This window comes from Halorhodospira halophila, from assembly GCF_016653405.1.
GTDB lineage: Bacteria > Pseudomonadota > Gammaproteobacteria > Nitrococcales > Halorhodospiraceae > Halorhodospira > Halorhodospira halophila_A.
Genome location: NZ_NHSN01000025.1, coordinates 42,717 through 64,351 on the forward strand (window position 1 = coordinate 42,717; position 21,635 = coordinate 64,351).

Below are 21,635 nucleotides of genomic sequence, written 5' to 3' on the forward strand. Positions count from 1 at the left end.
CTACCTCAGCCCTCCGCGGCTGCGTTGTAAATCGAAAGGAAGCTGTCGGGATCCAGCGACGCGCCACCGATCAGACCGCCGTCGATATCCGGCTGGGCCAGGAGCTCGGCGGCATTGTCCGCCTTCATGCTGCCCCCGTAGAGGATGCGCAGCTGGTCGGCCACCTCATTGCCATCGCGCTCCGCAACGCGCTGACGGATGAAAGCGTGCACCGCCTGCGCCTGTTCCGGGGTTGCGGTCCGCCCGGTCCCAATGGCCCAGACCGGCTCATAGGCGATGACCGCCCCCTGGAAGGCCGCCCCGTCCACGGCGTCGATGGCAGCGTCGAGCTGTTCACCTACCACAGTCTCGGTGCGCTCGGCATCTCGCTCGGCCAGGGTCTCGCCAACGCACAGGATCGGGGTCAGCCCGGCATTGCGCGCCGCCACGAACTTGCCGGCCACCCGGCCGTTGTCCTCGCCGTAGAGCGTCCGACGCTCCGAGTGCCCGACGATCACGTAACGGCACCCCGCCTCGAGCAGCATGCCCGCCGACACTTCGCCGGTGTAGGCGCCCGACTCGTACTCGCTGACGTCCTGCGCACCCAGCGCCACACCGAATGGCAGCTGCGATGCGGCCGCCGCGAGCAAGGGATACGGCGGGCAGACCGCCAGCTCGGCATCGCCACCGCTGTCGGCAGCGTGCTCCGCAACGCGGCGGACCAGATCCTGGTCGCCGTTCATCTTCCAGTTACCAGCAATGATCTTGCGCCGCATGCCTAGACCCAACCCTGTCTATGGATTCCTGTGAAGCTGACGAAGCCTATCTACACAAGCGACTGAAATCAAATCGGGTCGGTGGCCGCACCCCGGGCCGCGCTGGCCACGGTCTCCGCCAGCGACTCGACCAGGCGATCCACCTGCGCCCCGTCGGCGCCCTCGACCATCACCCGCAGCAGCGGCTCTGTCCCCGACGGACGCAACAACACCCGCCCCCGTTCGCCGAGCTCTTGCTCGGCCTCGCTGACCGCTTCGTTGACCGCCGGCAACCCGAGTACGTCCACGCCACGCTCGATCGGCACATTGACCAGACGCTGTGGATAGTACTGCATCCCGGCGACCAGCTCATCCAGCGGCCGGCCGGTGGTCACCATGGCCTCGAGCACCTGCAGCGCCGAGATCAGCCCGTCGCCGGTGGTGGTCCGATCCAGGCAGATGATATGACCGGAGGACTCACCGCCCAGCACACCGCCGACCTGCAGCAGCCGCTCGAGGACATAACGGTCGCCCACCCGGGTCCGCTCCAGGGGAAGCCCCAGCTCCTGCAGCGCCACCTCCAGGCCGAGGTTGGTCATTTGGGTGCCGACCACCGGTCCGCACGCCTGACCACGGGCCACCCGGGCCGTAGCGATGATATAGAGCAGACCATCGCCATCGATCAGGCGGCCGGACCGGTCGGCCATGATCACCCGGTCGCCGTCGCCGTCGAACGCCACACCGACATCCGCGGACTCGTCCACCACCCGCCGGCACAGACGCTCCGGGTGCTGGGAGCCGTGATCGACATTGATGTTCAGCCCGTCCGGCTCGTGGCCGATGAGCACCACCTCGGCACCCAGCTCGCGGAGCACCGCCGGTGCCGCCTGGTAGGTGGCACCGTGGGCGCAGTCAACCACGACCCGGAGACCGCGCAGGTCGATGCGCCGACCCACAGAGCCCTTGCAGAACTCGATGTACCGCCCGACCGCGTCGTTGATACGGGTCGCGCGGCCCAGCTCCTGGCAGGGGACCATCTGCGGCGGCCCGTCCTGGAGCAGTCGCTCGATGGCCTCTTCGGTGGCGTCGTCGAGCTTGTAGCCATCCGGGCCGAAGAACTTGATCCCGTTATCGTAATGCGGGTTGTGCGAGGCGCTGATGACGACACCGGCCCGGGCATGGAGGGTCCGCGTCAGGTAGGCAATGGCCGGGGTCGGCATGGGCCCGAGCATCAGACTGTGCACGCCGGCGGCCGCGAAACCGGCCTCGAGGGCGGACTCGAACATGTACCCGGACAGCCGGGTGTCCTTGCCGATGACCACCTTGCGCTGCCCCTCGCCGACGAGGACACGGCCAGCCGCCCAGCCCAGCCTGAGGACGAAGTCCGGGGTGATCGGCGCCTCGCCGACCCGCCCGCGGATGCCATCGGTTCCGAAATAGATTCTCTGCTCGGCCAAGTCCGTGTTCCCTTTCAGTGCACTTGCCTAGGCGCTCGCGGCCGTCGCTGCCACCCGCACCGCGTCGGCGGTCGCCCCAACATCGTGGGCACGAATGATCCGTGCCCCCTGGTACACGGCGACGGCCGCCGCCGCCAGGCTGCCTGGCAACCGCTCCTCCACCGGGCGATCCAGCAGTTTGCCGATCATGGACTTGCGCGACATGCCGACGAGCACCGGTGGTCCGAGCGCCACGATCCGATCCAGGTGCCGGAGCAGCTGGTAGTTGTGCTCCAGCGTCTTACCGAAACCGAACCCCGGATCGAGCAGCATGCGCTCGCGTGGCAGCCCGGCCTCCTCGGCGGCGGCCATCCGTTCCGCCAAGCATTCGGCCACCTCGGTCACCACGTCATTGTAGCTCGGCGCATCCTGCATGGTCCGGGGCTGACCCTGCATGTGCATCAGACACACTGGGACGCCCAGCCCGGCGGCTGCCTCCGCGGCCCCCGGCTCCTGCAGCGCACGGATGTCGTTGATCAAACCCGCCCCGGCGGCTACCGCCTCGCGGGCCACCTCGGGCTTGTAGGTGTCCACGGAGATCGGGCAATCGACCTCGCGGGCCAGGGCCTCGACGACCGGGACCACTCGCTCAAGCTCCTGCTCCAGCGGCACCGGCGGCGCACCGGGGCGGCTCGACTCGCCTCCGACATCGATCAGGTCGGCGCCCTCGGCCACCATCCGCCGGGCATGGGCGCGCGCCTGCTCCAGGTCGAGGAAGTGGCCCCCGTCCGAAAAGGAGTCCGGGGTCACGTTGAGCACGCCCATAACCCGCGGCCGATCTAACGAGAGGGGGCGGCCCCCGCAATGGAGAACCGCCCCGTCGGACAACGCCACCATCAGTGTTCGCCTACGGGTCCGCCGATGGGTCCCTCGCGGCCGTCGTCCTTGCCATCCGTTTCGGCCTGGTCGTCAACCCCGACCGTCTCGCCCTCGTCGGTGGAGCCACCGCCCTGATCGCGATCCTGCCACCCCTTGGGCGGCCGGGGCTCCTTGCCCTGCATGATGTCATCGATCTGGTCGCGGTCGATGGTCTCGTACTTCATCAGGGCATCGGCCATGATATGGAGCTTTTCCAGGTTCTCCTGGAGGATCTTCTCCGCGGCGGTGTAGTTGCTGTCGATCACCGCCCGGACCTCCTCGTCGATGGCGTGCTGCGTCTCGTCCGAGACCTCCTTCTGCTGCGCCATCGAGCGGCCGAGGAAGACTTCGCCCTCCTCTTCGCCGTAGGCAAGCGGGCCAAGCCGCGCCGAGAGCCCCCACTTGGTGACCATGTTGCGGGCAATCTCGGTGGCCCGCTGGATGTCGTTCTGGGCACCGGTGGTGACCCGGTCGTTGCCAAAGATCAGCTCCTCGGCGATCCGGCCGCCAAAGAGGCTGGCAATCATGCTGTCCAGGCGCTGCTTGGTGTAGCTGTACCGATCCTCTTCCGGGAGGAACATGGTCACGCCCAACGCACGACCGCGTGGGATGATCGTCACCTTATGGACCGGATCATGCTCCGGGGTGCGCAGGCCGACGATGGCGTGCCCAGCCTCGTGGTAGGCCGTGAGCTTCTTCTCGTCTTCCTTCATCACCATGGACTTGCGCTCGGAGCCCATCATGATCTTGTCCTTGGCCTGCTCGAAGTCCGTCTGATCGACGGCCTCCTTGTTGGCCCGCGCTGCGAACAGCGCCGCCTCGTTGACCAAGTTCTGCAGATCGGCCCCGGAGAAGCCCGGCGTTCCGCGGGCGATGATCTCGGGCCGGACGTCGTCGGCCATGGGCACCTTGCGCATGTGCACGTTCAGGATCTGCTCGCGTCCGCGCACATCCGGCAGCGGCACCACCACCTGGCGGTCGAAGCGGCCGGGGCGCAGCAGTGCCGGGTCGAGCACGTCCGGCCGGTTGGTGGCGGCGATGACGATGATGCCCTCGCTGCCCTCGAAACCGTCCATCTCGACGAGCATCTGATTTAGCGTCTGCTCGCGCTCGTCGTGACCACCACCGAGCCCGGCGCCGCGTTGACGGCCGACGGCGTCCAGCTCATCGATGAAGATGATGCACGGCGCCTGCTTCTTGGCCTGCTGGAACATGTCCCGCACCCGGGAGGCGCCGACGCCGACGAACATCTCGACGAAGTCCGACCCGGAGATGGAGAAGAACGGCACCCGCGCCTCGCCGGCGATGGCCTTGGCGAGCAGGGTCTTGCCGGTTCCCGGCGGCCCGACCATGAGCACGCCGCGCGGGATGGTCCCGCCGAGCTTCTGGAACTTGCTTGGGTCGCGCAGGAAGTCCACAAGCTCCTTGACGTCCTCCTTGGCCTCGTCGCAGCCGGCCACGTCCGAGAAGCTGTGCTTGCTCTGCTCCTCGGTCATCATCTTGGCCTTGCTCTTGCCGAAGGACATCGCCCCGCGGCCGCCACCGCCTCCCTGCATCTGGCGCATGAAGTAGATCCACACGGCGATCAGCAGCAGGAAGGGCGTCCACGAGATGAGGATCTGCAGGAGCATGCTGTCTTCCTCAGCCCGCTCCGCATCGATGGTGACGCCGTGCTCGAGCAGTTCGCCGATCAGCGCCCGGTTGTCCACCTCGGGGTTGAAGGTCAGGTACTCGTTGCCGTCGGCGTGCTGGATGGTGATCTCCTCGCCCCGGATCAGCACCTCGCGGATATTGCCGCGCTCGACCTCGTTGAGGAACTCGGAGTAGGGGACCTTCTCGGTCACATCCGCCGACTGCTCCTGGAAGTTGCTGAATACGGACATCAGCACGACGGCGATGATGACCCAAAGGATCAGATTCTTGGCCATGTCGCTCACGGCGTCACCTCAATCTGCCTGAATGCGGCACCTGATAGGCACCTTACTATACCGTCGGACCGCGAGCCAGAAGGTAGACCTCCCGACTGCCCGACCTGGAGGCGTCCGGTTTGCGAGAGAGGACGCGGGAGAAGCGCCGTGTCAGCTCGCCGCGGAACGTGTCGAACCCCTCGCCGTGGAAGACCTTGACGAGGAAGTCACCATCCTTATGCAAGAATTGACCGGCAAAGTCGGCGGCGAGTTCCGCCAGCCCCATCGCCGCCGGCTGATCCACCGCGCTGTGCCCGGTCAGATTCGGCGCCATGTCGGAGAGCACCACATCCACCGGGCGCCCGCCCAGCGCGGTCTCCACGGCGCGCAGCCCGTCGTCGGTGGAAAAGTCGGCGTGGACGAACGTAACCCCGGGCAGGGGTTCCATCTCCAGCAGGTCGATGGCGACGACCAACCCCGACGCGCCCACCTTCGGCGCCGCCAGCTGCGACCACCCACCGGGTGCGGCGCCCAGGTCAACAACCACCTGACCGGGGCGCAGGAGCCCGTCGCGCTGGTCGATCGCCTCGAGCTTAAGTGCTGCCCGCGAGCGCCACCCCTCAGCACGGGCACGGCGGACGAACGGATCGCTTTCGTGCCGGCTCCGCCGGGCCCGGGAGTTGCAGCCGCTGCGCCGCCGCCTACAGGCCGCCATGCCCGCCCCCTTCCGCCACGCGGCGGCGCGCCACGGCACGTGCGCGCAGCACGACCCAGCCGGCACCCAGGCTGGCGACCACCAGCACGCCGAGCGCCTCCTGCCAGGCGGCGAGATCGAGACCCAGCGTCAGGAAGTACGCCGAGATGATCACCAGCACCACCACACCCAGCTCGATCTTGACCTCGCGCAGCGGCCCGCCGCTTGCCCGGACCACGCCACGGCGTGATAGCCTTCTTGCTTTATCGTCACCAGGCACCAAACACCTCCATGCATCTAGATCCGGATCAACTCAAGCAACTCCGCCGGCTCGGCCACGCCCTCAAGCCCGTCGTCCTGACCGGGGCCGCCGGCCTCAGCGAGGGGGTCCTGGAGGAGATTGAGCGTGCCCTGGACGACCACGAGCTGATCAAGGTGAAGCTCGCCGGCGCCAGCAAGGAGGAGCGCCAGGCCATGACCGAGGAGATTGCCGAACAGACCGGGGCGATCGTGGTCCAGACCATCGGGCGGATCGTCCTGCTCTATCGAGAGAACCCGGAGAAGAGCCAAGTCCTGATCTGAGCTCCCGCGCGGCAGACGCTCAGCGTCCCTGTTCCGCGGTGTCGACGGCATCACCGTCACCTGCCGCCAGCCGCGGTTCGATCCCGCCGAGTACCAGGACCAGCGCAATGGCACTGGCCACGAAGTAGAGGCTTTCGGCGGCACGCAGGGCCGAGAGGTACCCGACTTCACCGGCCTGCTCAGTTAAAACCGCCATCGGTGGCCGCACCCAGAACTCTCCCACCGCCAGCACGACCGCCAACAGCACCAGCAGCCACAGCCGCCAGTGGGCCGCCAGCGGACGGATCCGGTGGCGCAACTGTGTCGGTATCAGCAGCGCGGCACACACCAGGGCGATCCAAGCCACCAGGCCGGTGATCTCGCCGACCAACGCCGCCGCCTGGGCGGTGTCCTCCAGCGTGCGAAACAGCAATGGCGAGACGATGTAGCCGACGCTCCACAGCGCGCCGGCCAGCATCGTCAGCGCCACCCGCTCGGCCGCGCGGATCAGCACCGCACCTCCACCGCCGGGCCGCTGCGGGCAAGCTGCCCGCACCTACTCATAGCGGACCTCGACGATCTCATAGGTCCGCTCACCGCCCGGGGCCTGCACCACGGCCTCGTCACCCTCCTCCTTGCCGATCAGCGCGCGGGCGATGGGCGAGTTGACCGAGATGAGGTGCTGCTTGATGTCCGCCTCGTCCTCGCCAACGATCTGATAGCTGACCGTCTCCTCGGTGTCGGTGTCCTCGAGCGCCACGGTCGCCCCGAAGACGATCTTCGGGGCCGCCTGCACCGTCGCCGGGTCAATGATCTGGGCGTTGGACAGTTTGCCCTCGATCTCCTGGATACGGCCCTCAATAAAACTCTGCTGCTCGCGCGCGGCGTGATACTCGGCGTTCTCTTTTAGGTCGCCGTGTTCCCTCGCCTCGGCAATCGCCTGGATGACCCGCGGGCGATCCTCGTGCTTGAGCCGCTGAAGCTCCTCACGCAGCTTCTCTGCGCCACGAACCGTCAACGGTATCTTGCTCATCCCGTCATCTCCCTGTGCAGGGCGTGAAGGGGGCGGGCCTCCCAGTCCTTCATGTGATCCAGTGCCAGGCACGTGGCCCGGGCACCCGCGATGGTCGTCGTGTAGCAGACCTTGCGCTGCAGCGCCTCGCGGCGGATCGAGTAGGAGTCGGCAATGGCCTGCCGCCCCTCGGTGGTATTCACGATCAGATCGATCTCGTCGTTCTTGATGGCGTCCACGACATGCGGCCGACCCTCGATGACCTTGTTGATCCGGCGCACCTCCAGGCCCGCCTCCTCGAGGGCGGCCGCGGTGCCATGGGTGGCGATCAAGCGAAAGCCGCGCCGAACCAGGTCCCGCGCCACCTCGACCGCTGCCTCCTTGTCCACCTCACGCACACTGACAAAGGCACAGCCGCCCCGCGGCAGGGTCACCCCCGCAGCCAGCTGAGCCTTCGCGTAGGCCTCCCCGAAACAGGCGCCAATACCCATCACTTCGCCGGTAGACTTCATCTCCGGACCGAGGATGGGATCAACACCGGGGAACTTGAGGAACGGGAAGACCGCCTCTTTTACGGAATAGTAGTTAGGGATGACCTCGTTCACCACCCCCTGCTCCGCCAGGGTGCGGCCGGCCATGCAGCGGGCGGCCACCTTGGCCAGCGGCACGCCACACGCCTTGGCGACGTAGGGCACGGTCCGCGAGGCGCGCGGGTTGACCTCCAGTAGGAAGATGCGCTGCCCCTGGATGGCGAACTGCACGTTCATCAGCCCGACCACCCCGAGCTCCCGGGAGAGCAGGCGCACCTGCTCGCGGATCCGATCCTGCACATCCTGCCCCAGCGTGTAGGGCGGGATAGAGCAGGCGGAGTCGCCGGAGTGGACGCCGGCCTGCTCGATATGCTGCATGATGCCGCCAATCACCACCTGATCGCCGTCGCTGACGGCGTCCACGTCGACCTCCACGGCATCGTCGAGGAAGCGGTCAAGCAGCACCGGCGAGTTGTGCGAAACCCGCACGGCCTCGTTCATGTACTGGCGCAGCTCGCTCTCCTCGTAGACGATCTCCATCGCCCGACCACCAAGGACGTACGAGGGGCGCACCACCAGCGGATAACCGATCTCGGCAGCCAGCTGCAGGGCCTCGGTCTCCGTGCGGGCGGTGCGGTTCGGCGGCTGCATCAGATCGATGCGGCCGATCATGTCCTGGAAGCGCTCCCGGTCCTCGGCCAGATCGATGGAGTCCGGGGTCGTACCGATGATCGGCGTCCCGGCGGCCTCGAGTTCGCGGGCGAGCTTCAGCGGCGTCTGCCCGCCGTACTGGACGATCACCCCGTCCGGCTGCTCCGTCTCGACCACCTCCAGCACGTCCTCCAGGGTCAACGGCTCGAAGTAAAGCCGATCCGAGGTGTCGTAGTCGGTGGAGACGGTCTCGGGGTTGCAGTTGACCATGATGGTCTCGTAGCCGTCATCGCGAAGGGCCAGCGAGGCGTGGACGCAGCAATAGTCGAACTCGATCCCCTGCCCGATACGGTTCGGCCCGCCGCCGAGAACCATGATCTTCTTGCGTCCGCTCGGCTCTGCCTCGCACTCCTCCTCGTAGGTGGAGTAGAGGTAGGCGGTGGCGGTGGGGAACTCGGCGGCGCAGGAGTCCACCCGCTTGAACACCGGCCGCACGCCCAGATCGCGGCGGCGCTGGCGCACCTGGGACTCCTTGACGCCCCACAGGGCCGCCAGACGGGCATCGGAGAAACCGCGCCGCTTGAGGCGCAGCAGCGCCCCGGCATCACAGTCGTCCAGGGTCGAGGCGGCGACCTCCCCCTCCACGGCGATCAGCTCCTCGACCTGCGCGAGGAACCACGGGTCGATGGCCGTCATGCCGTGGACCTCATCGAGGGTGAAGCCGACCCGGAACGCATCCCCCAGGTGCAGTACCCGATCCGGGGTCGGCTGACGCAGCGAGTGGCGCACCGTATCGCGCACGTCCGTGCGACTGTGGTCGAGCCGCTCGTCGAGCCCGGACAGATCCTGCTCCAGTCCCCGCAGGGCCTTCTGGAAAGACTCCTGGAAGGTCCGTCCGATGGCCATGACCTCGCCCACGGACTTCATCTGGGTCGTCAGGTAGCAGTCGGCCTGCGGGAATTTCTCAAACGTGAAACGCGGGATCTTGGTGACGACGTAGTCGATCGTCGGCTCGAAGGAGGCCGGGGTGGCACCACCGGTGATCTCGTTGCGCAGTTCGTCGAGCGTGTAGCCGACCGCCAGCTTGGCCGCCACCTTGGCGATGGGGAAGCCGGTCGCCTTGGAGGCCAGCGCCGACGAGCGCGACACCCGCGGGTTCATCTCGATGATCACCATGCGCCCGTTGTCCGGGTTGATGGCGAACTGGACGTTGGAGCCGCCGGTCTCCACGCCGATCTCCCGCAGCACCGCCAGCGATGCGTCGCGCATCAGCTGGTATTCCTTGTCGGTGAGGGTCTGCGCAGGGGCCACCGTGACCGAATCACCGGTGTGCACCCCCATGGGATCGAGGTTCTCGATGGAGCAGATGATGATGGCGTTGTCGTGGCGATCGCGCACGACCTCCATCTCGTACTCCTTCCAGCCGAGGACCGACTCCTCGAGCTGCACCTCGTTGGTGTAGGAGAGGTCGAGGCCGCGCTCGACGATCTCGTGAAACTCCTCCCGGTTGTAGGCGATGCCGCCGCCGGAGCCGCCCAGGGTATAGGACGGGCGGATGATGACCGGGAAGCCGATCCGTGCCTGCGCCGCCTGGGCCTCGGCCATAGAGCGGGCGATCTCGGCGCGCGGCGACTCGAGCCCGATCCGCGACATGGCGGCGCGAAACGCCTCGCGCTCCTCGGCCTTGTCGATCGCCTCACGGGTGGCGCCGATCATCTCAACACCGAAGCGCTCCAGCACGCCGTGCTTGACCAGGTCGAGGGCGCAGTTGAGCGCCGTCTGCCCACCCATGGTCGGCAGGACCGCATCGGGCTGCTCGCGCTCGATGATCCGCGAGACCGTCTGCCACTCCACCGGCTCGATATAGACCGCATCGGCGGTCTCCGGGTCGGTCATGATGGTCGCCGGGTTGGAGTTGACCAGGATGACCCGGTAGCCCTCCTCACGCAGCGCCTTGCACGCCTGCGCCCCGGAGTAGTCGAACTCGCACGCCTGGCCGATGACGATGGGGCCGGCGCCGATGATCAGGATCGATTGGATGTCAGTTCTTTTCGGCATGATTCCAGAGTGCTCGGGGTCCAGTGGTCGGCGGTCGCCTGTGATGCGGCTGCGCAGTGCTCAGTCACGCTCCATTATCTCGACGAAGCGCTGGAACAGCGGACGCATGTCGTGGGGACCGGGGCTTGCCTCCGGGTGGCCCTGGAAGCTGAAGGCAGGCACGTCGGTGCGCCGGATACCCTGTAGCGAGCCGTCGAACAGCGAGCGGTGCGTCGCCTCCAGGTGGTCGGGAAGGCTGCCCTCGTCCACCGCGAAGCCGTGGTTCTGGCTGGAGATCAGCACCTGCCCGGAGGCCAGGTCGATCACCGGGTGATTGGCACCGTGGTGGCCGAATTTCATCTTCTCGGTCCGCGCCCCGCTGGCCAGCCCCAGCAGCTGATGGCCCAGGCAGATGCCGAAGGTCGGGATGCGATGCTCCTCCAAGAGCTCGCGGATGGTCGCCACCGCGTAGTCCATCGGCTCCGGGTCACCCGGCCCGTTGGAGAAGAACAAGCCGTCCGGCTGCAGCTTGAGGACATCCGCAGCCCCGGTCCGCGCCGGTACCACCGTGACCCGGCAGTCGGCGTCGACCAGCAGGCGCAGGATCTGCTGCTTGATCCCGTAATCGAAAGCCACCACGTGGTATCGCCCCGACTCACCGCGCTCCGCCGCATCGGCAAGACCATCGTCCAGGGTCCAGGTCCCGCGCTGCCACGGCCGACGGGTCTTGGTGCCCGCCTCGCCGGCCAGGTCACGGCCACTCATGCCGCCGTAGCCCTGGGCCTGAGCCAGCGCCCAGGCCTCGTCCAGCGACTCGCCGGCGACCAGGCAACCACCCTGGGCTCCGCCCTCGCGGAGGCGGCGGGTTAGCTTGCGGGTATCGATCCCGGAAATCGCCACCACCCCCTGGTCACGCAGCCAGGCCGTCAGCCCCTTCTCGGCACGCCAGTTGCTGGCCCGCGGCGGCACATCGCGCACCACCAGCCCCGCCAGCCGAGCGCGGTCGTCCTCGCGGTCGACGCTGTTGATGCCGGTGTTGCCGATGTGGGGGTAGGTCAGGGTCACGATCTGACCGGCGTAGGACGGGTCGGTGGCGATCTCCTGGTAACCCGTCATCGCGGTATTGAAGACCACCTCGCCGGTGACGGCCCCGTCGGCGCCCACCGCCTCGCCGTGGAAAACCGTACCGTCCTGGAGGACGAGCAGTGCTGGCCGGGTCAACGCAGCCTCCCCTGTCTGGAGCTCAACGGCCCCGCCCGGACAAGCCACGGACGGGGTGCGGGCATGCAAAAAACGGGAGGGTTTACCCCTCCCGTCCATGGAATCGCCAAACCGCGCCCTCCGGCGCGTAGACGCCGGTATTCTACCGGGGCCAGCGGTGATCTGTCACGGCTTTGCGGCGCATTTCAACCACCCGGTCGCCCCCGCCGGAGCCCGGTGCAGGCCGCACTCGCGCTGACCCGATGCCTCCCACCACCACCGCCCGGCGCGGGCATCCTCACCCGGAGCAACCGGCCGGGTACACGGCGCACACCCGATACTGCGATACCCTTGATCGTAGAGTTCGTTGTACGGCACACGGCGGCTGCGCAGGTAGGCCCATACATCGTCCTCACGCCACTCCGCCAGCGGGTTGACCTTCACTAGGCCGTGGTGCTCGTCGAACCCCTCAACGACCACCTCCTGGCGGGAGACGGCCTGGGCGCGGCGCATCCCGGTCAGCCAGGCACGCTGCCCAGCCAGGGCGCGCTGCAGCGGCGCCACCTTCCGGGCATGGCAGCACGCCCGCCGGGCCTCGATGCCATGGTAGAACCCGTTGGCGCCGTAATGCGCCACAAAACCCTCCACCTCAGCCGGATTGGGGAAGTAGGTGCGCACCACCGGGCCGTAACGCTCCAGCACCTGCTGCTGCAGTGCGTAAGTCTCCGCCGGCAGCCGCCCGGTATCCAGGGTAAAGACCCCGATCCCCGGCGCGTGCCCGCGGATCAGGTCCAGCAGCACCATGTCCTCGGCGCTGAAGCTGGAGGCCAGCGCCGCGGGCAGCAGCTCGCCCTCGACCCGCTCCAGGACCTGCACGGCCTGACAAACCCGCGCCCTGAGCGCCGGCGCCAAGTCCCGCTCGACAGATACTGCTCGGGATTCGCTCATCGATCTGCCTCCCCGTCTGTTCCCGCCTTGATCCGGACGAGCCGACCGCCCCAGACGCTGCGGCGGGCCTCACCGGCGTCTGCACCCTTGCTCACCCTAGGCGCCTCTGCCGGCGGCGTGAAATACGGATTCGGCATTTTGTTACCACAGCCCGGCATATCCCCCCGCGGCATCCCGACCGCCCTACAAAAAAACCGGCACACCCCCTACCATGAGAGGTTTCTCCATGAACCCGAGGACACCCTTTGACCGCCCTAGCCGTCTCCGACCTGACCAAGACCTACGCCGGGGGGCATATCGCGCTGCACGGCATCAATCTGACCGTCGACGCGGGCGCTTTCTTCGGGCTGCTGGGACCCAACGGGGCGGGCAAATCCACCCTCATCGGGATCGTCTCGACGCTGGTCAACAAGAGCGGCGGGACGGTACGCGTCTTTGGCCACGACCTGGACCGCGACCCCTGGGCGGTCAAGTCTTCCATCGGCCTGGTCCCGCAGGAGTTCAACTTCAACACCTTCGAGACCGTGGAGCAGATCGTGGTCAACCAGGCCGGCTACTACGGTATCCCGCGCCGGTTAGCCCGCCAGCGTGCCGAGCACTACCTCCATAGCCTGGGCCTGTGGGAACGGCGTGAGACCGTCTCGCGCACGCTCTCCGGCGGGATGAAACGCCGGCTGATGATCGCCCGGGCGCTGATGCACGAACCGCAGCTTCTGATCCTCGACGAGCCCACCGCCGGCGTGGACATCGAGCTGCGCCGCTCCATGTGGGACTTCCTGCGCCACATCAACGACCAGGGCACCACCATCATCCTCACCACGCACTACCTCGAGGAGGCCGAGAGCCTCTGCAAGGACATCGCCATCATTGATGATGGACGGATCATCGAGAACACCGACGTCAAGAGCCTGCTCCAGCGCCTGTCCACCCACGCCTTCCTGCTCGACGTCGATCGGGTCCCCCGGCCGCTGCCGCAGCTGGACGACTTCGCCCTGCGCCAGGTTGATGACTACGTCCTGGAAGCGGAGGTGCCGCGCGGCCGAGCTCTGACTGACCTGTTCGCCGCCCTCTCCAAGCACGGGATCACGGTCAGCAGCATGCGCAACAAGTCGAACCGCCTCGAGGAACTTTTCCTGCGCCTGGTAGAGAGCAGCGACCCGGCTCCGGTGACGCCGGACAACGCCGATAGGCAGGAGGTCGTCTCTTGAACCGGCCCCAGGGATCCCCGCGCCGCTACGGCAGCCAGGGTACGCCGTCGCGAACCCGCGCCGCCCTGGTCTCGCTGCAGACCATTGTCTACAAGGAGACCCACCGCTATCTGCGGATCTGGATCCAGACCCTGGTGCCGCCGGCGATCACCATGACCCTCTACTTCGTGATCTTCGGCGCCCTGATCGGCGAACGGGTCGGCGAGATGGAGGGCTACCGATACATGGAGTACATCGCCCCCGGCATCATCATGCTGGCGGTGATCACCAACTCCTACAACAACGTGGTTTCGTCGTTCTTCGGCGCCAAGTTCCAGCGCCACATCGAGGAGATGCTGGTCTCGCCGACACCCAACATCGTCATCCTGCTGGGCTATGTCGCCGGAGGTGTGGGGCGCGGGCTGTTCACCGGCGCGATCGTCACCGCCGTGGCGCTGATGTTCACCTCCCTGCCCATCCACAACTGGGCAATCACCATCTCGGTGGTGGTCCTGACCGCGGTGCTGTTCTCCATCGGCGGCTTCATCAACGCCATCTACGCGCGCAAGTTCGACGACATCGCCATCATCCCCACGTTTGTTCTGACCCCGCTGACCTACCTCGGCGGCGTGTTCTACTCGATTTCGCTGCTGCCGGAGTTCTGGCAGGGGGTGTCGCTGGCCAACCCAATCCTCTACATGGTCAACGCCTTCCGCTACGGCATCCTCGGCTCGGCCGACGTCCACATCGCCGTGTCGTACGCGATGATGCTCGCCTTCATCGCGGCCTTCGGCGGGTTTGCCCTCTATCTGCTAAACCGGGGGACAGGGCTGCGCTCCTGATCCGTAGCCCGTGCATTCGCACCATCCGAGGGAGCTCTCATGGAACCGGCCCACAGCCCGCTGCTGACCGACCTCTACCAGCTGACCATGGTCGACAGCTACCTCCAGCAGGGCATGGACGCCCCGGCCTCCTTCGAGCTGTTCAGCCGCAAGCTGCCCCCGGGGCGCGGTTTCTACATCGCCGCGGGCATCGAGGCAGTGGTCGACTGGCTGACGGAGATGCGCTTTGGCGACGCGGAGCTGGACTGGATCCGGACCTGCGGACACTTCCGCGCCGGCTTGGCCGAAGAACTGGCACAGCTGCGCTTTACCGGTCACGTCGAGGCCGTGCCGGACGGCACCATCCTCTTCCCCCAGGAGCCGATCCTGCGTGTGACCGCCCCGCTGCCCGAGGCCCAGCTGATCGAGAGCCGGGTCATGAACCTAGTCCACCTGCACAGCCTGCTCACCAGCAAGGCCGCCCGCGCGGTACTGGCCGCCGGGGGCGGCAGCCTGGTGGACTTCGGCATGCGCCGCGCCCACGGCGCCGAGGCCGCCATGGCCGCTGCACGCAGCACCTGGATCGCCGGCTACGCCGGCACCGCCACCTGTCTGGCCGGCGCCCGGTACGACATCCCCACCGTGGGCACAATGGCCCACTCCTACGTGCTCGCCTTCGACCGCGAGATCGACGCCTTCCGCGCCTTCGCCACCGCCCATCCGCGGAACGTGGTGCTGCTGATCGACACCTACGACACCGCCGACGGGGCTCGGAAGACGGTCCAGCTTGCCCGGGAGGGCCACCCCGTCCACGGCGTGCGCATCGACAGCGGCGACCTCGGGGCCGAAGCCAGACGCGTGCGCCGCATCCTGGACGAGGGTGGGCTGGAGCAGGTGCGCATCCTGGTCAGCGGTGACCTGGATGAGTATGCCATCGCCCGCCTGCGCGCCGACGCAGCCCCCATCGACGGTTTCGGCCTGGGCACACGGATGGACACCGCCGCCGATCAGCCCCACCTGGACATGGCGTACAAGCTACAGGAGTATCGCGGCGTTGCCCGGCGCAAACGCTCCGTGGGGAAGATGCACTGGCCGGGCCGCAAGCAGGTCCGGCGGCGCTTCGTCGATGGTGTGGCCGCCGGCGACACCCTCTGCCTGGCCGAGGAGGAGCTGCCCGGGGCGCCATTGCTCACCGAAGTCATGGACGGCGGCCAGCGTACCCGCTCCCCGGAGGGCACCGCCGCCATCCGCGAGCGGGTGCGGGAGGGGCTCGCCGCCCTGCCCGAGGCCTGCCGCGCGCTGGAGGCGGAGCCGGACCTCTACCCTGTGGAGGTCTCCACCCGGCTGCGCGCCTGCGCCGAGGCCACGGACCGCCAGCGCCACTAGCCGGAGTCCCCCGTCCCGCGCATGCCCTCAAGCAGATCGCTGAGGGCGAATCCGTAGCGCTCGGCGATGGCTTTCAGCTCGCGCCGCGCCTGGACGATGTTCTCCCGGCGACGGCGCTCGATCTCGCGTTCCACATCCTTGCGCAGGTCGCGCAACTGCTCCACCGAGTACCTGGACAGATCCTCCATCACGCTCCCTTTCGGCCCGATACGCCCATCACGGATTGAGCAGGAAATGGCTCCAGCCGTCCGGTCGGTGCTCGTATCGCTCGCGCTGATGCAGGCGTCCGTCACCGGCCGACCAGAGTTCGATACTGGACGGGATTATACGGTAACCGGACCAGTGCGGGGGACGCGGCACCCGCTCCGGGAAGCGCGACTCGACCTCCTCCAGGCGGGCCTCCAGCTCGTGACGGCTGGCCAGCGGGTCGGACTGATGCGAGGCCCACGCTCCCAGCTGGCTGAGCCGCTCCCGCTGCGCCCAGTAGTGGTCCGCCTCACTCGCACTCACCGCTGCTACCACGCCGCGAATCTCGACCTGCTCGTAGAGGGGCTGGAAATGGAAGCACAGCGCCGCGCGGGGATTGGCCGCCAGGTGCTGCCCCTTGCGGCTGTTGCGATTGGTGTAGAACACGGCGCCCTGGTGGTCCAGCTGTTTGAGCAACACCGTCCGCGCCGCCGGCCAGCCGTCGGGGCCGACCGTCGCCAGAACGCCGGCGGTAGGCTCCGGCAGGTCCGTGGCCCGGGCCCGCTCCAGCACCTGGTGCACCCGGCTCAGCGCCTCCTGGTAGATCGTGTCCGAATCCATCCCCGGTTCACTCATTGGGTTCGACCCTCAACGTCAGTCCCTCCTTGCTGACCACCCGCACCCGCTGACCGCTACGCACCGGGCGGACCGCCACGGCATTCCAGCGCTCGCCGGCGTAGCGCACATGGCCCGTGGCATCGAAAGCCTCCTCGGCGATGGCCTCGGCATCGATCAGCTCATCGGCCCCGCCGAGCTTCGGCCGTCGCCACGCCCGAGCGGCCATGGTGGCCACCCCGGTGAAGACGATCAGGCTAGCGACCGTAAACCCGGCGATCAGGCCGATCGAGACCTGGAAGGCCTCGAGATCGGTATCGAACAGCATGATCGAACCGAGCACAAAGGCAACGGCTCCACCGATGCCCATGATCCCGAAACTGGGCATGAACGCCTCGGCGATCATGAAGGCGATCCCCAGCCCGATCAGCCCCAACCCGGCGTAGGTGATCGGCAGGGCCTGGAAGGCGTAAAGCGCCAGCAGCAGGCTGATGCCGCCGAGCACCCCCGGCACCAGGGAGCCGGGATTGATCAGCTCGAAGATGATGCCGTAGATCCCGACCAGCATCAGGATATAGGCCACGTTGGGATTGGTGATCACCGCCAGCAGGCGGTTGCGCCAATCCGGCTCGAGCAGCTCCACCTCCAGACCGGCGGTCTCGATGGCGCGCTCGCCCACCGGGAACTTGACCACCATGCCGTCGGCCTTGGCGAGGAGTTCGTCCACGTCCTCGGCGACAAAGTCGATCACCCCCAGCTCGGCCGCCTCGCTGGCCGAGGCGCTCACCGACTCGCGCACCGCCTTCTCCGCCCACTCGGCGTTGCGCCCGCGCAGCTCGGCCAGGCCCTTGATGTAGGAGACCGCGTCCTCAATGATCTTGCGCTCCATGGCATCCGGGCGCTCGTCCGCCCGCTCTTCCGCCGGCTCGTCCTCGTCGCGGGCTTCCTCGTCGTCGTCCTCGCCGAGCAGATCCTGGAGTTCGTCGAAGCCCTCGCCGTCGCGCTCCTCGTCGTCCCCGCCGGGGAAGATCCCACCACCGCCACCGCCGATCTGCACCGGCGTGGCCGCACCCAGGTTGGTTGCCGGCGCCATGGCCGCAACATGGGAGGCGTAGAGGATGTAGGTCCCGGCACTCGCCGCCCGGGAACCACTGGGCGCGACATAGGTGGCCACGGGGATTTCGCTGGCGAGGATCTCGCTGATGATGTCGCGCATGGCGTCATCGAGGCCGCCCGGGGTGTTCATGCGCAGGATGACCAGCCTGGCGCCGCGCTCCTGCGCCTCGGCGAGGCCGCGGACGATATAGTCGGTGGTTGCCGGGCCGATGGGCCCCTTGACCTCGAGCATCAGCGCCGTACCGGCCGCTTCCTCATCGGCGTCCGGCGTTGTCTCGGCACTGCCCAGCGGCACGGCCGAGAGGAAGTAGGCGAGCAGGACGGCAAGCAGACGTCGAATCCACATGGCCAGGCACACCTCCAGAAAGCGGCGAGGGCCGACAAGCCCTCGCCGCCTGTCCGATCAACGCGCCTTGAGCGCGGCGAGGATCTCGTCCCGCACCGTCTCCACGGGCCGCTGCCCGTCGACGGTGATGTAGGCGGGCGCATCGGCACCACCCTTTTGCGCCCACTGGGAATAGTAGTCGACCAGCGGCCGAGTCTGCTCGTGATACACCGAAAGGCGGTGGCGGACGGTTTCCTCGCGATCGTCATCGCGCTGGACCAGGTCTTCGCCGGTGACGTCGTCCTTGCCCTCTTCGCGGGGCGGATTGTGCTTGATGTGGTAGACCCGCCCGGAACCGGGATGGACGCGCCGCCCGGCCATCCGATCGACGATCTCCTCGTCGGGCACCTGGATCTCGACCACGGCATCGATGCCGATCCCCTGCTCGTTCAGGCCATCCGCCTGGGCGATCGTCCGCGGGAAACCATCGAACAGGAAGCCGTTGCCGCAGTCTGGCTGAGCGACCCGCTCCTCGATCAGGCCAAGGATGATATCGTCCGACACGAGGCCACCCTCATCCATGATCTTCTTGGCCTGCTGCCCGAGCGGGGTGCCGGCCTTGACGGCGGCGCGCAGCATGTCACCGGTGGAGATCTGAGGGATGCCGAAGGCCTCACAGATATGGGCAGCCTGCGTACCTTTCCCGGCGCCCGGAGGGCCTAATAGAATGAGCCGCATTGATTCACCTCGTATATCGTTTAGTGGGATATGCCGTCGAGGCCGAGGGGCCTGCGACACGAACGCAAACGAACAAGAAGACGAAAGGCTGATGAGACGGCACGTATGCAGAGTCGCCGCGGTGGCGATGTTGGGCGCGAGCGTATCACCGGCCCTGGCCACCTGCAATGACGCGCCCGCCCCCGGCGTCAACTGGTTCAACTGCGACCTGAGCGAGGCACAGCTCGCCGGTGAGGACCTAGAGGGGGCGGTACTCGGACGCAGCCGACTGGAAGGGGCCAACCTGGAGGGGGCCCACCTGCGGCGGGCAGACCTGACCAGTGTCAGCGCCGCCGGCGTCAACCTGCGCGACGCCAACCTGTCGCGGGCCCGGCTGAGCTCCGGGGATTTTACCGACGCCGACCTCTCGGGCAGCGACCTGCGAGACGCCCGGGCAGGCCGCGCCGATTTTGAGGGTGCCCGGCTCGACGGCGCCATCGCCACCGGTATCGACCTCAACAGCGCCCGCATGCGCGGCGCCAGCCTGCAGGACGCCGATCTGAGCGGTGCCTCGCTGCGGCGCACGGGCCTGCGCGAGCTGCAGGCAGCGAGGGCGAAGCTGGCCGGGGCCGATCTCAACGGCGCGGATCTAGAGGGGGCCAACCTCTCGGGAGCGGAGATGCGGCAAGTGGATCTGCGCGATGCGAACCTAGTCGATGTGGACTTCACGGACGCCGACTTGGGGCGGGCCGACCTGCGCGGCGCGGACCTCAGCGGCGCCGAGTTCACCGAGGCCCGCCTCGGCAGCACCCTGTGGACCGACGGCCGGCGCTGCCGCCCCACCTCCGTGGGGGAGTGCCAGTAGCGGCGCCCGCAGGCGCCGCGCCTAATGCAGGCGCAGCGCCGTCATGCGGCCGCGGGCATCCAAGACGTAGACATCGCCGTCGCCGGTGACCACCGGAGGCCTCTCCAGGGGCACGTCAGAGAGGCGCTCCCGCGCCACCAGCTCTCCGTCGCGCAGGCGCAGCCAGTTGACGTGTCCGGCATCGTCGCCCATCACCAGGTAGCCCTCGTGGACCACAGGGCGCGTTAGGGCCAGCCCCTCGAGGGCCTCCTGTCGCCAGGCGGTGGCACCGTTACGCCGATCGAAGGCCCAGACCCGCCCGTCATCGGCGGCCAGGTAGACCTCCTCGCCCTGAGCGACCAGCCCTCGATGGCTTGCCACATCCCGGCTCCAGGCCTGGGCCCCGCTGGCGATGCGGACCGAACCGATCGCCCCCTGATAGGCCACGGCGTAGGCGGCACCGCGGTGAATGACCGGATCGGCGGCGATGTCCGACATACGCTCGAGTTCAGTCCGTCCCCGCGGCTCGGTGAGGGTGTGCTCCCAGCGCACGCTGCCATCGGCCACGTTCAGCGCCACCAGTCGCCCGTTCTGCAGACCCACCACCGCGGTACCGCCGCTGACCGCCGGCGCGCTGTTGCGACGCAGGGTCAGGGCGGGGATGCTGCGGTCGAAGATCCACTGCCGCGACCCGTCCTCGGCGTCGAGGCCGTAGATCCGGCCATCGGCGCTACGCGCCACCACCATCCCGCGGGTGTAGCGCGGGCTCGCCAGCACTTGGGCCGAGAGGCCGGTCATCCACGCCGGCTCGCCGCTGTCCCGTTCGTACGCGTAGACCCGCCCCTTGCGATCCCCCACCAGCAAGCGGTCACCGGCGACCACCGGACCGGCGGACAGGGGACGGTTTAGGCGATCGTGCCACAGCCCCTCGCGGGTCTCGGCATCGAGGGCCCGGACCCAGCCGCGGGCGTCAGCCACGTACAGCACGCCGTCCGCGTAAGCCGGCTCCAGAGCGAAGGCGCCGGACTCCAGGCTACCCACCGGCCGCCCGCTCCAGACCAGTTCGACATCCAGCGTGTCGGTGGCCTCGACCTGCGGGTTGGGCAGCGGATCCTGCAGCGCGCAACCGGCCGCCATGCCGAGCACCGCAGCAACCCCGATGGAACGCAGTCCCGCGCGGATCACGCCTCACTCTCCACGGCCTGCAGCTTCAGGCGGACCAGCTCGCGTGACTGTGCGCCCAATCCTTCCTGATCCAGCGCCTGCTGATATGCTTCGGTGGCCTCGTCATAGCGACCGAGCTCGCGGAGCAGGTCACCACGCAGCTCGGCATAGGCGGCCGCAAAACCAGCCGAGACAGAACCCTCCAGCGCCGCCAGGGCCTCCTCCGCGTCAACCTCGCCGAGGACCCGGGCCTGGCGCAGCCGGGCGAGCTCCGCCATGGCGCTATGGTCGGCGTTGTCGATCAACCAGCCGAGCGTCTCCGCCGCACGCCGGTACGCGCCGGCTTCGGCCTGGATACGGGCCATGCGCAACGCAGTCAGCCCTGCGTAACCGCTGCGGGCGTGATCGTCGAGCACCCGCTGGCCCGCCTGCTCGGCCATCTCGGGCTCACCGGACCGGGTGGCCTGCAGGAACTCGGCGTAGGCCGCGGCGGCCTGCTGCGCGCCTCGCTCTTGCCAGGTGCCGTAGCCCCACCAGCCGGCCACGATCAGCAGCGCCGCGGTCAAACCCAGCATGATCGACCCACCGTTGCGCCGCCACCAGTCCTTGAGCTGCTGAAGCTGTTCGTCGTCGGTGCGCTCCATCT

22 protein-coding genes are annotated in these 21,635 nt (G+C 67.9%); 5 read left to right on the forward strand and 17 right to left on the reverse strand.

The features are described 5' to 3' along the window. Positions 1-5: 5 nt before the first annotated feature. The 6 genes from tpiA to CCR79_RS09550 all read right to left on the reverse strand — a co-directional run bounded on the left by tpiA (position 6) and on the right by CCR79_RS09550 (position 5,969). Positions 6-755: a triose-phosphate isomerase gene (gene tpiA / locus CCR79_RS09525; protein WP_201171461.1), complete on the reverse strand. Its 750-nt coding sequence runs from the start codon at positions 753-755 to the stop codon at positions 6-8. A 68-nt stretch (positions 756-823) separates the two neighbouring features. Then, on the reverse strand, positions 824-2,191 hold the full coding sequence (gene glmM / locus CCR79_RS09530; protein WP_201171463.1) for a phosphoglucosamine mutase: 1,368 nt from the start codon (positions 2,189-2,191) through the stop codon (positions 824-826). A 27-nt stretch (positions 2,192-2,218) separates the two neighbouring features. Further along, complete coding sequence (folP, locus tag CCR79_RS09535; RefSeq protein ID WP_201171465.1) at positions 2,219-3,067, reverse strand: dihydropteroate synthase; 849 nt, start codon at positions 3,065-3,067, stop codon at positions 2,219-2,221. Beyond that, the gene (gene ftsH / locus CCR79_RS09540; RefSeq protein WP_201171475.1) at positions 3,067-5,025 is read right to left on the reverse strand and encodes an ATP-dependent zinc metalloprotease FtsH; all 1,959 of its coding nucleotides are present in this window, start codon (positions 5,023-5,025) and stop codon (positions 3,067-3,069) included. The genes folP and ftsH overlap by 1 nt, the downstream gene beginning before the upstream one ends. Before the next feature lie 46 nt (positions 5,026-5,071). Continuing rightward, entirely contained in the window at positions 5,072-5,710 is a 639-nt protein-coding gene (locus CCR79_RS09545; RefSeq protein WP_201171477.1) for an RlmE family RNA methyltransferase, read from the reverse strand. Beyond that, positions 5,697-5,969 (reverse strand): hypothetical protein, encoded by a 273-nt coding sequence (locus tag CCR79_RS09550; RefSeq protein ID WP_201171479.1) that lies wholly within the window; start codon positions 5,967-5,969, stop codon positions 5,697-5,699. Before CCR79_RS09550 ends, CCR79_RS09545 begins: the two co-directional genes overlap by 14 nt. A gap of 11 nt (positions 5,970-5,980) precedes the next feature. On the opposite strand from CCR79_RS09550, the gene yhbY reads away from it, so the two are divergent. Further along, entirely contained in the window at positions 5,981-6,271 is a 291-nt protein-coding gene (gene yhbY, locus CCR79_RS09555) for a ribosome assembly RNA-binding protein YhbY (protein ID WP_201171483.1), read from the forward strand. Positions 6,272-6,290: 19 nt separating this feature from the next. Here the strand turns inward: yhbY and CCR79_RS09560 are convergent, their stop codons facing one another. The 5 genes from CCR79_RS09560 to CCR79_RS09580 all read right to left on the reverse strand — a co-directional run bounded on the left by CCR79_RS09560 (position 6,291) and on the right by CCR79_RS09580 (position 12,628). Beyond that, positions 6,291-6,764, reverse strand: coding sequence for a DUF4149 domain-containing protein (locus CCR79_RS09560; protein ID WP_201171484.1), 474 nt, complete (start codon positions 6,762-6,764; stop codon positions 6,291-6,293). Between the two features lie 42 nt (positions 6,765-6,806). After that, positions 6,807-7,283 (reverse strand): transcription elongation factor GreA, encoded by a 477-nt coding sequence (greA, locus tag CCR79_RS09565; protein WP_201171485.1) that lies wholly within the window; start codon positions 7,281-7,283, stop codon positions 6,807-6,809. Next, positions 7,280-10,501, reverse strand: a complete 3,222-nt coding sequence (carB, locus tag CCR79_RS09570) for a carbamoyl-phosphate synthase large subunit (protein ID WP_201171498.1) — start codon at positions 10,499-10,501, stop codon at positions 7,280-7,282. The genes greA and carB overlap by 4 nt, the downstream gene beginning before the upstream one ends. A 60-nt stretch (positions 10,502-10,561) precedes the next feature. Beyond that, complete coding sequence (gene carA / locus CCR79_RS09575) at positions 10,562-11,701, reverse strand: glutamine-hydrolyzing carbamoyl-phosphate synthase small subunit (RefSeq protein ID WP_201171502.1); 1,140 nt, start codon at positions 11,699-11,701, stop codon at positions 10,562-10,564. Positions 11,702-11,866: 165 nt separating this feature from the next. Continuing rightward, positions 11,867-12,628, reverse strand: coding sequence for a phosphoadenylyl-sulfate reductase (locus CCR79_RS09580; RefSeq protein WP_201171503.1), 762 nt, complete (start codon positions 12,626-12,628; stop codon positions 11,867-11,869). 245 nt (positions 12,629-12,873) lie between these two features. On the opposite strand from CCR79_RS09580, the gene CCR79_RS09585 reads away from it, so the two are divergent. Genes CCR79_RS09585 through CCR79_RS09595 form a run of 3 tightly spaced genes read left to right on the forward strand, consistent with a single transcriptional unit; the run spans position 12,874 to position 16,022 of the window. Then, positions 12,874-13,836, forward strand: a complete 963-nt coding sequence (locus CCR79_RS09585) for an ABC transporter ATP-binding protein (protein ID WP_201171505.1) — start codon at positions 12,874-12,876, stop codon at positions 13,834-13,836. Further along, complete coding sequence (locus CCR79_RS09590; protein ID WP_370641468.1) at positions 13,833-14,657, forward strand: ABC transporter permease; 825 nt, start codon at positions 13,833-13,835, stop codon at positions 14,655-14,657. Before CCR79_RS09585 ends, CCR79_RS09590 begins: the two co-directional genes overlap by 4 nt. A 39-nt stretch (positions 14,658-14,696) precedes the next feature. Beyond that, a complete protein-coding gene (locus CCR79_RS09595) occupies positions 14,697-16,022 on the forward strand; it encodes a nicotinate phosphoribosyltransferase (protein ID WP_201171508.1) in 1,326 nt (441 codons plus the stop codon). On the opposite strand, the gene CCR79_RS09600 is transcribed toward CCR79_RS09595, so the two are convergent. From CCR79_RS09600 to adk, 4 genes are read right to left on the reverse strand one after another with little or no spacing between them, the layout of a single operon-like run. Then, the gene (locus tag CCR79_RS09600) at positions 16,019-16,210 is read right to left on the reverse strand and encodes an H-NS histone family protein (protein ID WP_201171510.1); all 192 of its coding nucleotides are present in this window, start codon (positions 16,208-16,210) and stop codon (positions 16,019-16,021) included. The genes CCR79_RS09595 and CCR79_RS09600 overlap by 4 nt on opposite strands. A 28-nt stretch (positions 16,211-16,238) precedes the next feature. Continuing rightward, positions 16,239-16,844: a pyridoxamine 5'-phosphate oxidase gene (gene pdxH / locus CCR79_RS09605; RefSeq protein ID WP_201171512.1), complete on the reverse strand. Its 606-nt coding sequence runs from the start codon at positions 16,842-16,844 to the stop codon at positions 16,239-16,241. Then, complete coding sequence (locus tag CCR79_RS09610; RefSeq protein WP_201171515.1) at positions 16,837-18,285, reverse strand: NfeD family protein; 1,449 nt, start codon at positions 18,283-18,285, stop codon at positions 16,837-16,839. Before CCR79_RS09610 ends, pdxH begins: the two co-directional genes overlap by 8 nt. A 57-nt stretch (positions 18,286-18,342) precedes the next feature. Further along, the gene (adk, locus tag CCR79_RS09615) at positions 18,343-19,002 is read right to left on the reverse strand and encodes an adenylate kinase (RefSeq protein ID WP_201171518.1); all 660 of its coding nucleotides are present in this window, start codon (positions 19,000-19,002) and stop codon (positions 18,343-18,345) included. A gap of 127 nt (positions 19,003-19,129) precedes the next feature. Here adk and CCR79_RS09620 point away from each other — a divergent pair, with 127 nt between their 5' ends. After that, positions 19,130-19,846 carry a pentapeptide repeat-containing protein gene (locus CCR79_RS09620; RefSeq protein WP_242510896.1) on the forward strand — a complete coding sequence of 239 codons (717 nt, stop codon included), beginning with the start codon at positions 19,130-19,132 and terminating at the stop codon, positions 19,844-19,846. Positions 19,847-19,867: 21 nt separating this feature from the next. Here the strand turns inward: CCR79_RS09620 and bamB are convergent, their stop codons facing one another. Beyond that, on the reverse strand, positions 19,868-21,010 hold the full coding sequence (gene bamB, locus CCR79_RS09625; protein ID WP_201171524.1) for an outer membrane protein assembly factor BamB: 1,143 nt from the start codon (positions 21,008-21,010) through the stop codon (positions 19,868-19,870). Next, complete coding sequence (locus CCR79_RS09630; protein ID WP_201171527.1) at positions 21,007-21,633, reverse strand: YfgM family protein; 627 nt, start codon at positions 21,631-21,633, stop codon at positions 21,007-21,009. Before CCR79_RS09630 ends, bamB begins: the two co-directional genes overlap by 4 nt. Positions 21,634-21,635 lie beyond the last annotated feature (2 nt).

Coding starts and splice junctions, on each gene's coding strand:
- greA (WP_201171485.1), bottom strand. CDS start 7,283: ATGAGCAAGATACCGTTGACGGTTCGTGGCGCAGAGAAGCTGCGTGAG.
- CCR79_RS09580 (WP_201171503.1), bottom strand. CDS start 12,628: ATGAGCGAATCCCGAGCAGTATCTGTCGAGCGGGACTTGGCGCCGGCG.
- CCR79_RS09600 (WP_201171510.1), bottom strand. CDS start 16,210: ATGGAGGATCTGTCCAGGTACTCGGTGGAGCAGTTGCGCGACCTGCGC.
- CCR79_RS09610 (WP_201171515.1), bottom strand. CDS start 18,285: ATGTGGATTCGACGTCTGCTTGCCGTCCTGCTCGCCTACTTCCTCTCG.
- adk (WP_201171518.1), bottom strand. CDS start 19,002: ATGCGGCTCATTCTATTAGGCCCTCCGGGCGCCGGGAAAGGTACGCAG.
- pdxH (WP_201171512.1), bottom strand. CDS start 16,844: ATGAGTGAACCGGGGATGGATTCGGACACGATCTACCAGGAGGCGCTG.
- CCR79_RS09595 (WP_201171508.1), top strand. CDS start 14,697: ATGGAACCGGCCCACAGCCCGCTGCTGACCGACCTCTACCAGCTGACC.
- CCR79_RS09630 (WP_201171527.1), bottom strand. CDS start 21,633: ATGGAGCGCACCGACGACGAACAGCTTCAGCAGCTCAAGGACTGGTGG.
- carB (WP_201171498.1), bottom strand. CDS start 10,501: ATGCCGAAAAGAACTGACATCCAATCGATCCTGATCATCGGCGCCGGC.
- CCR79_RS09545 (WP_201171477.1), bottom strand. CDS start 5,710: ATGGCGGCCTGTAGGCGGCGGCGCAGCGGCTGCAACTCCCGGGCCCGG.
- folP (WP_201171465.1), bottom strand. CDS start 3,067: ATGGTGGCGTTGTCCGACGGGGCGGTTCTCCATTGCGGGGGCCGCCCC.
- tpiA (WP_201171461.1), bottom strand. CDS start 755: ATGCGGCGCAAGATCATTGCTGGTAACTGGAAGATGAACGGCGACCAG.
- yhbY (WP_201171483.1), top strand. CDS start 5,981: ATGCATCTAGATCCGGATCAACTCAAGCAACTCCGCCGGCTCGGCCAC.
- CCR79_RS09620 (WP_242510896.1), top strand. CDS start 19,130: ATGTTGGGCGCGAGCGTATCACCGGCCCTGGCCACCTGCAATGACGCG.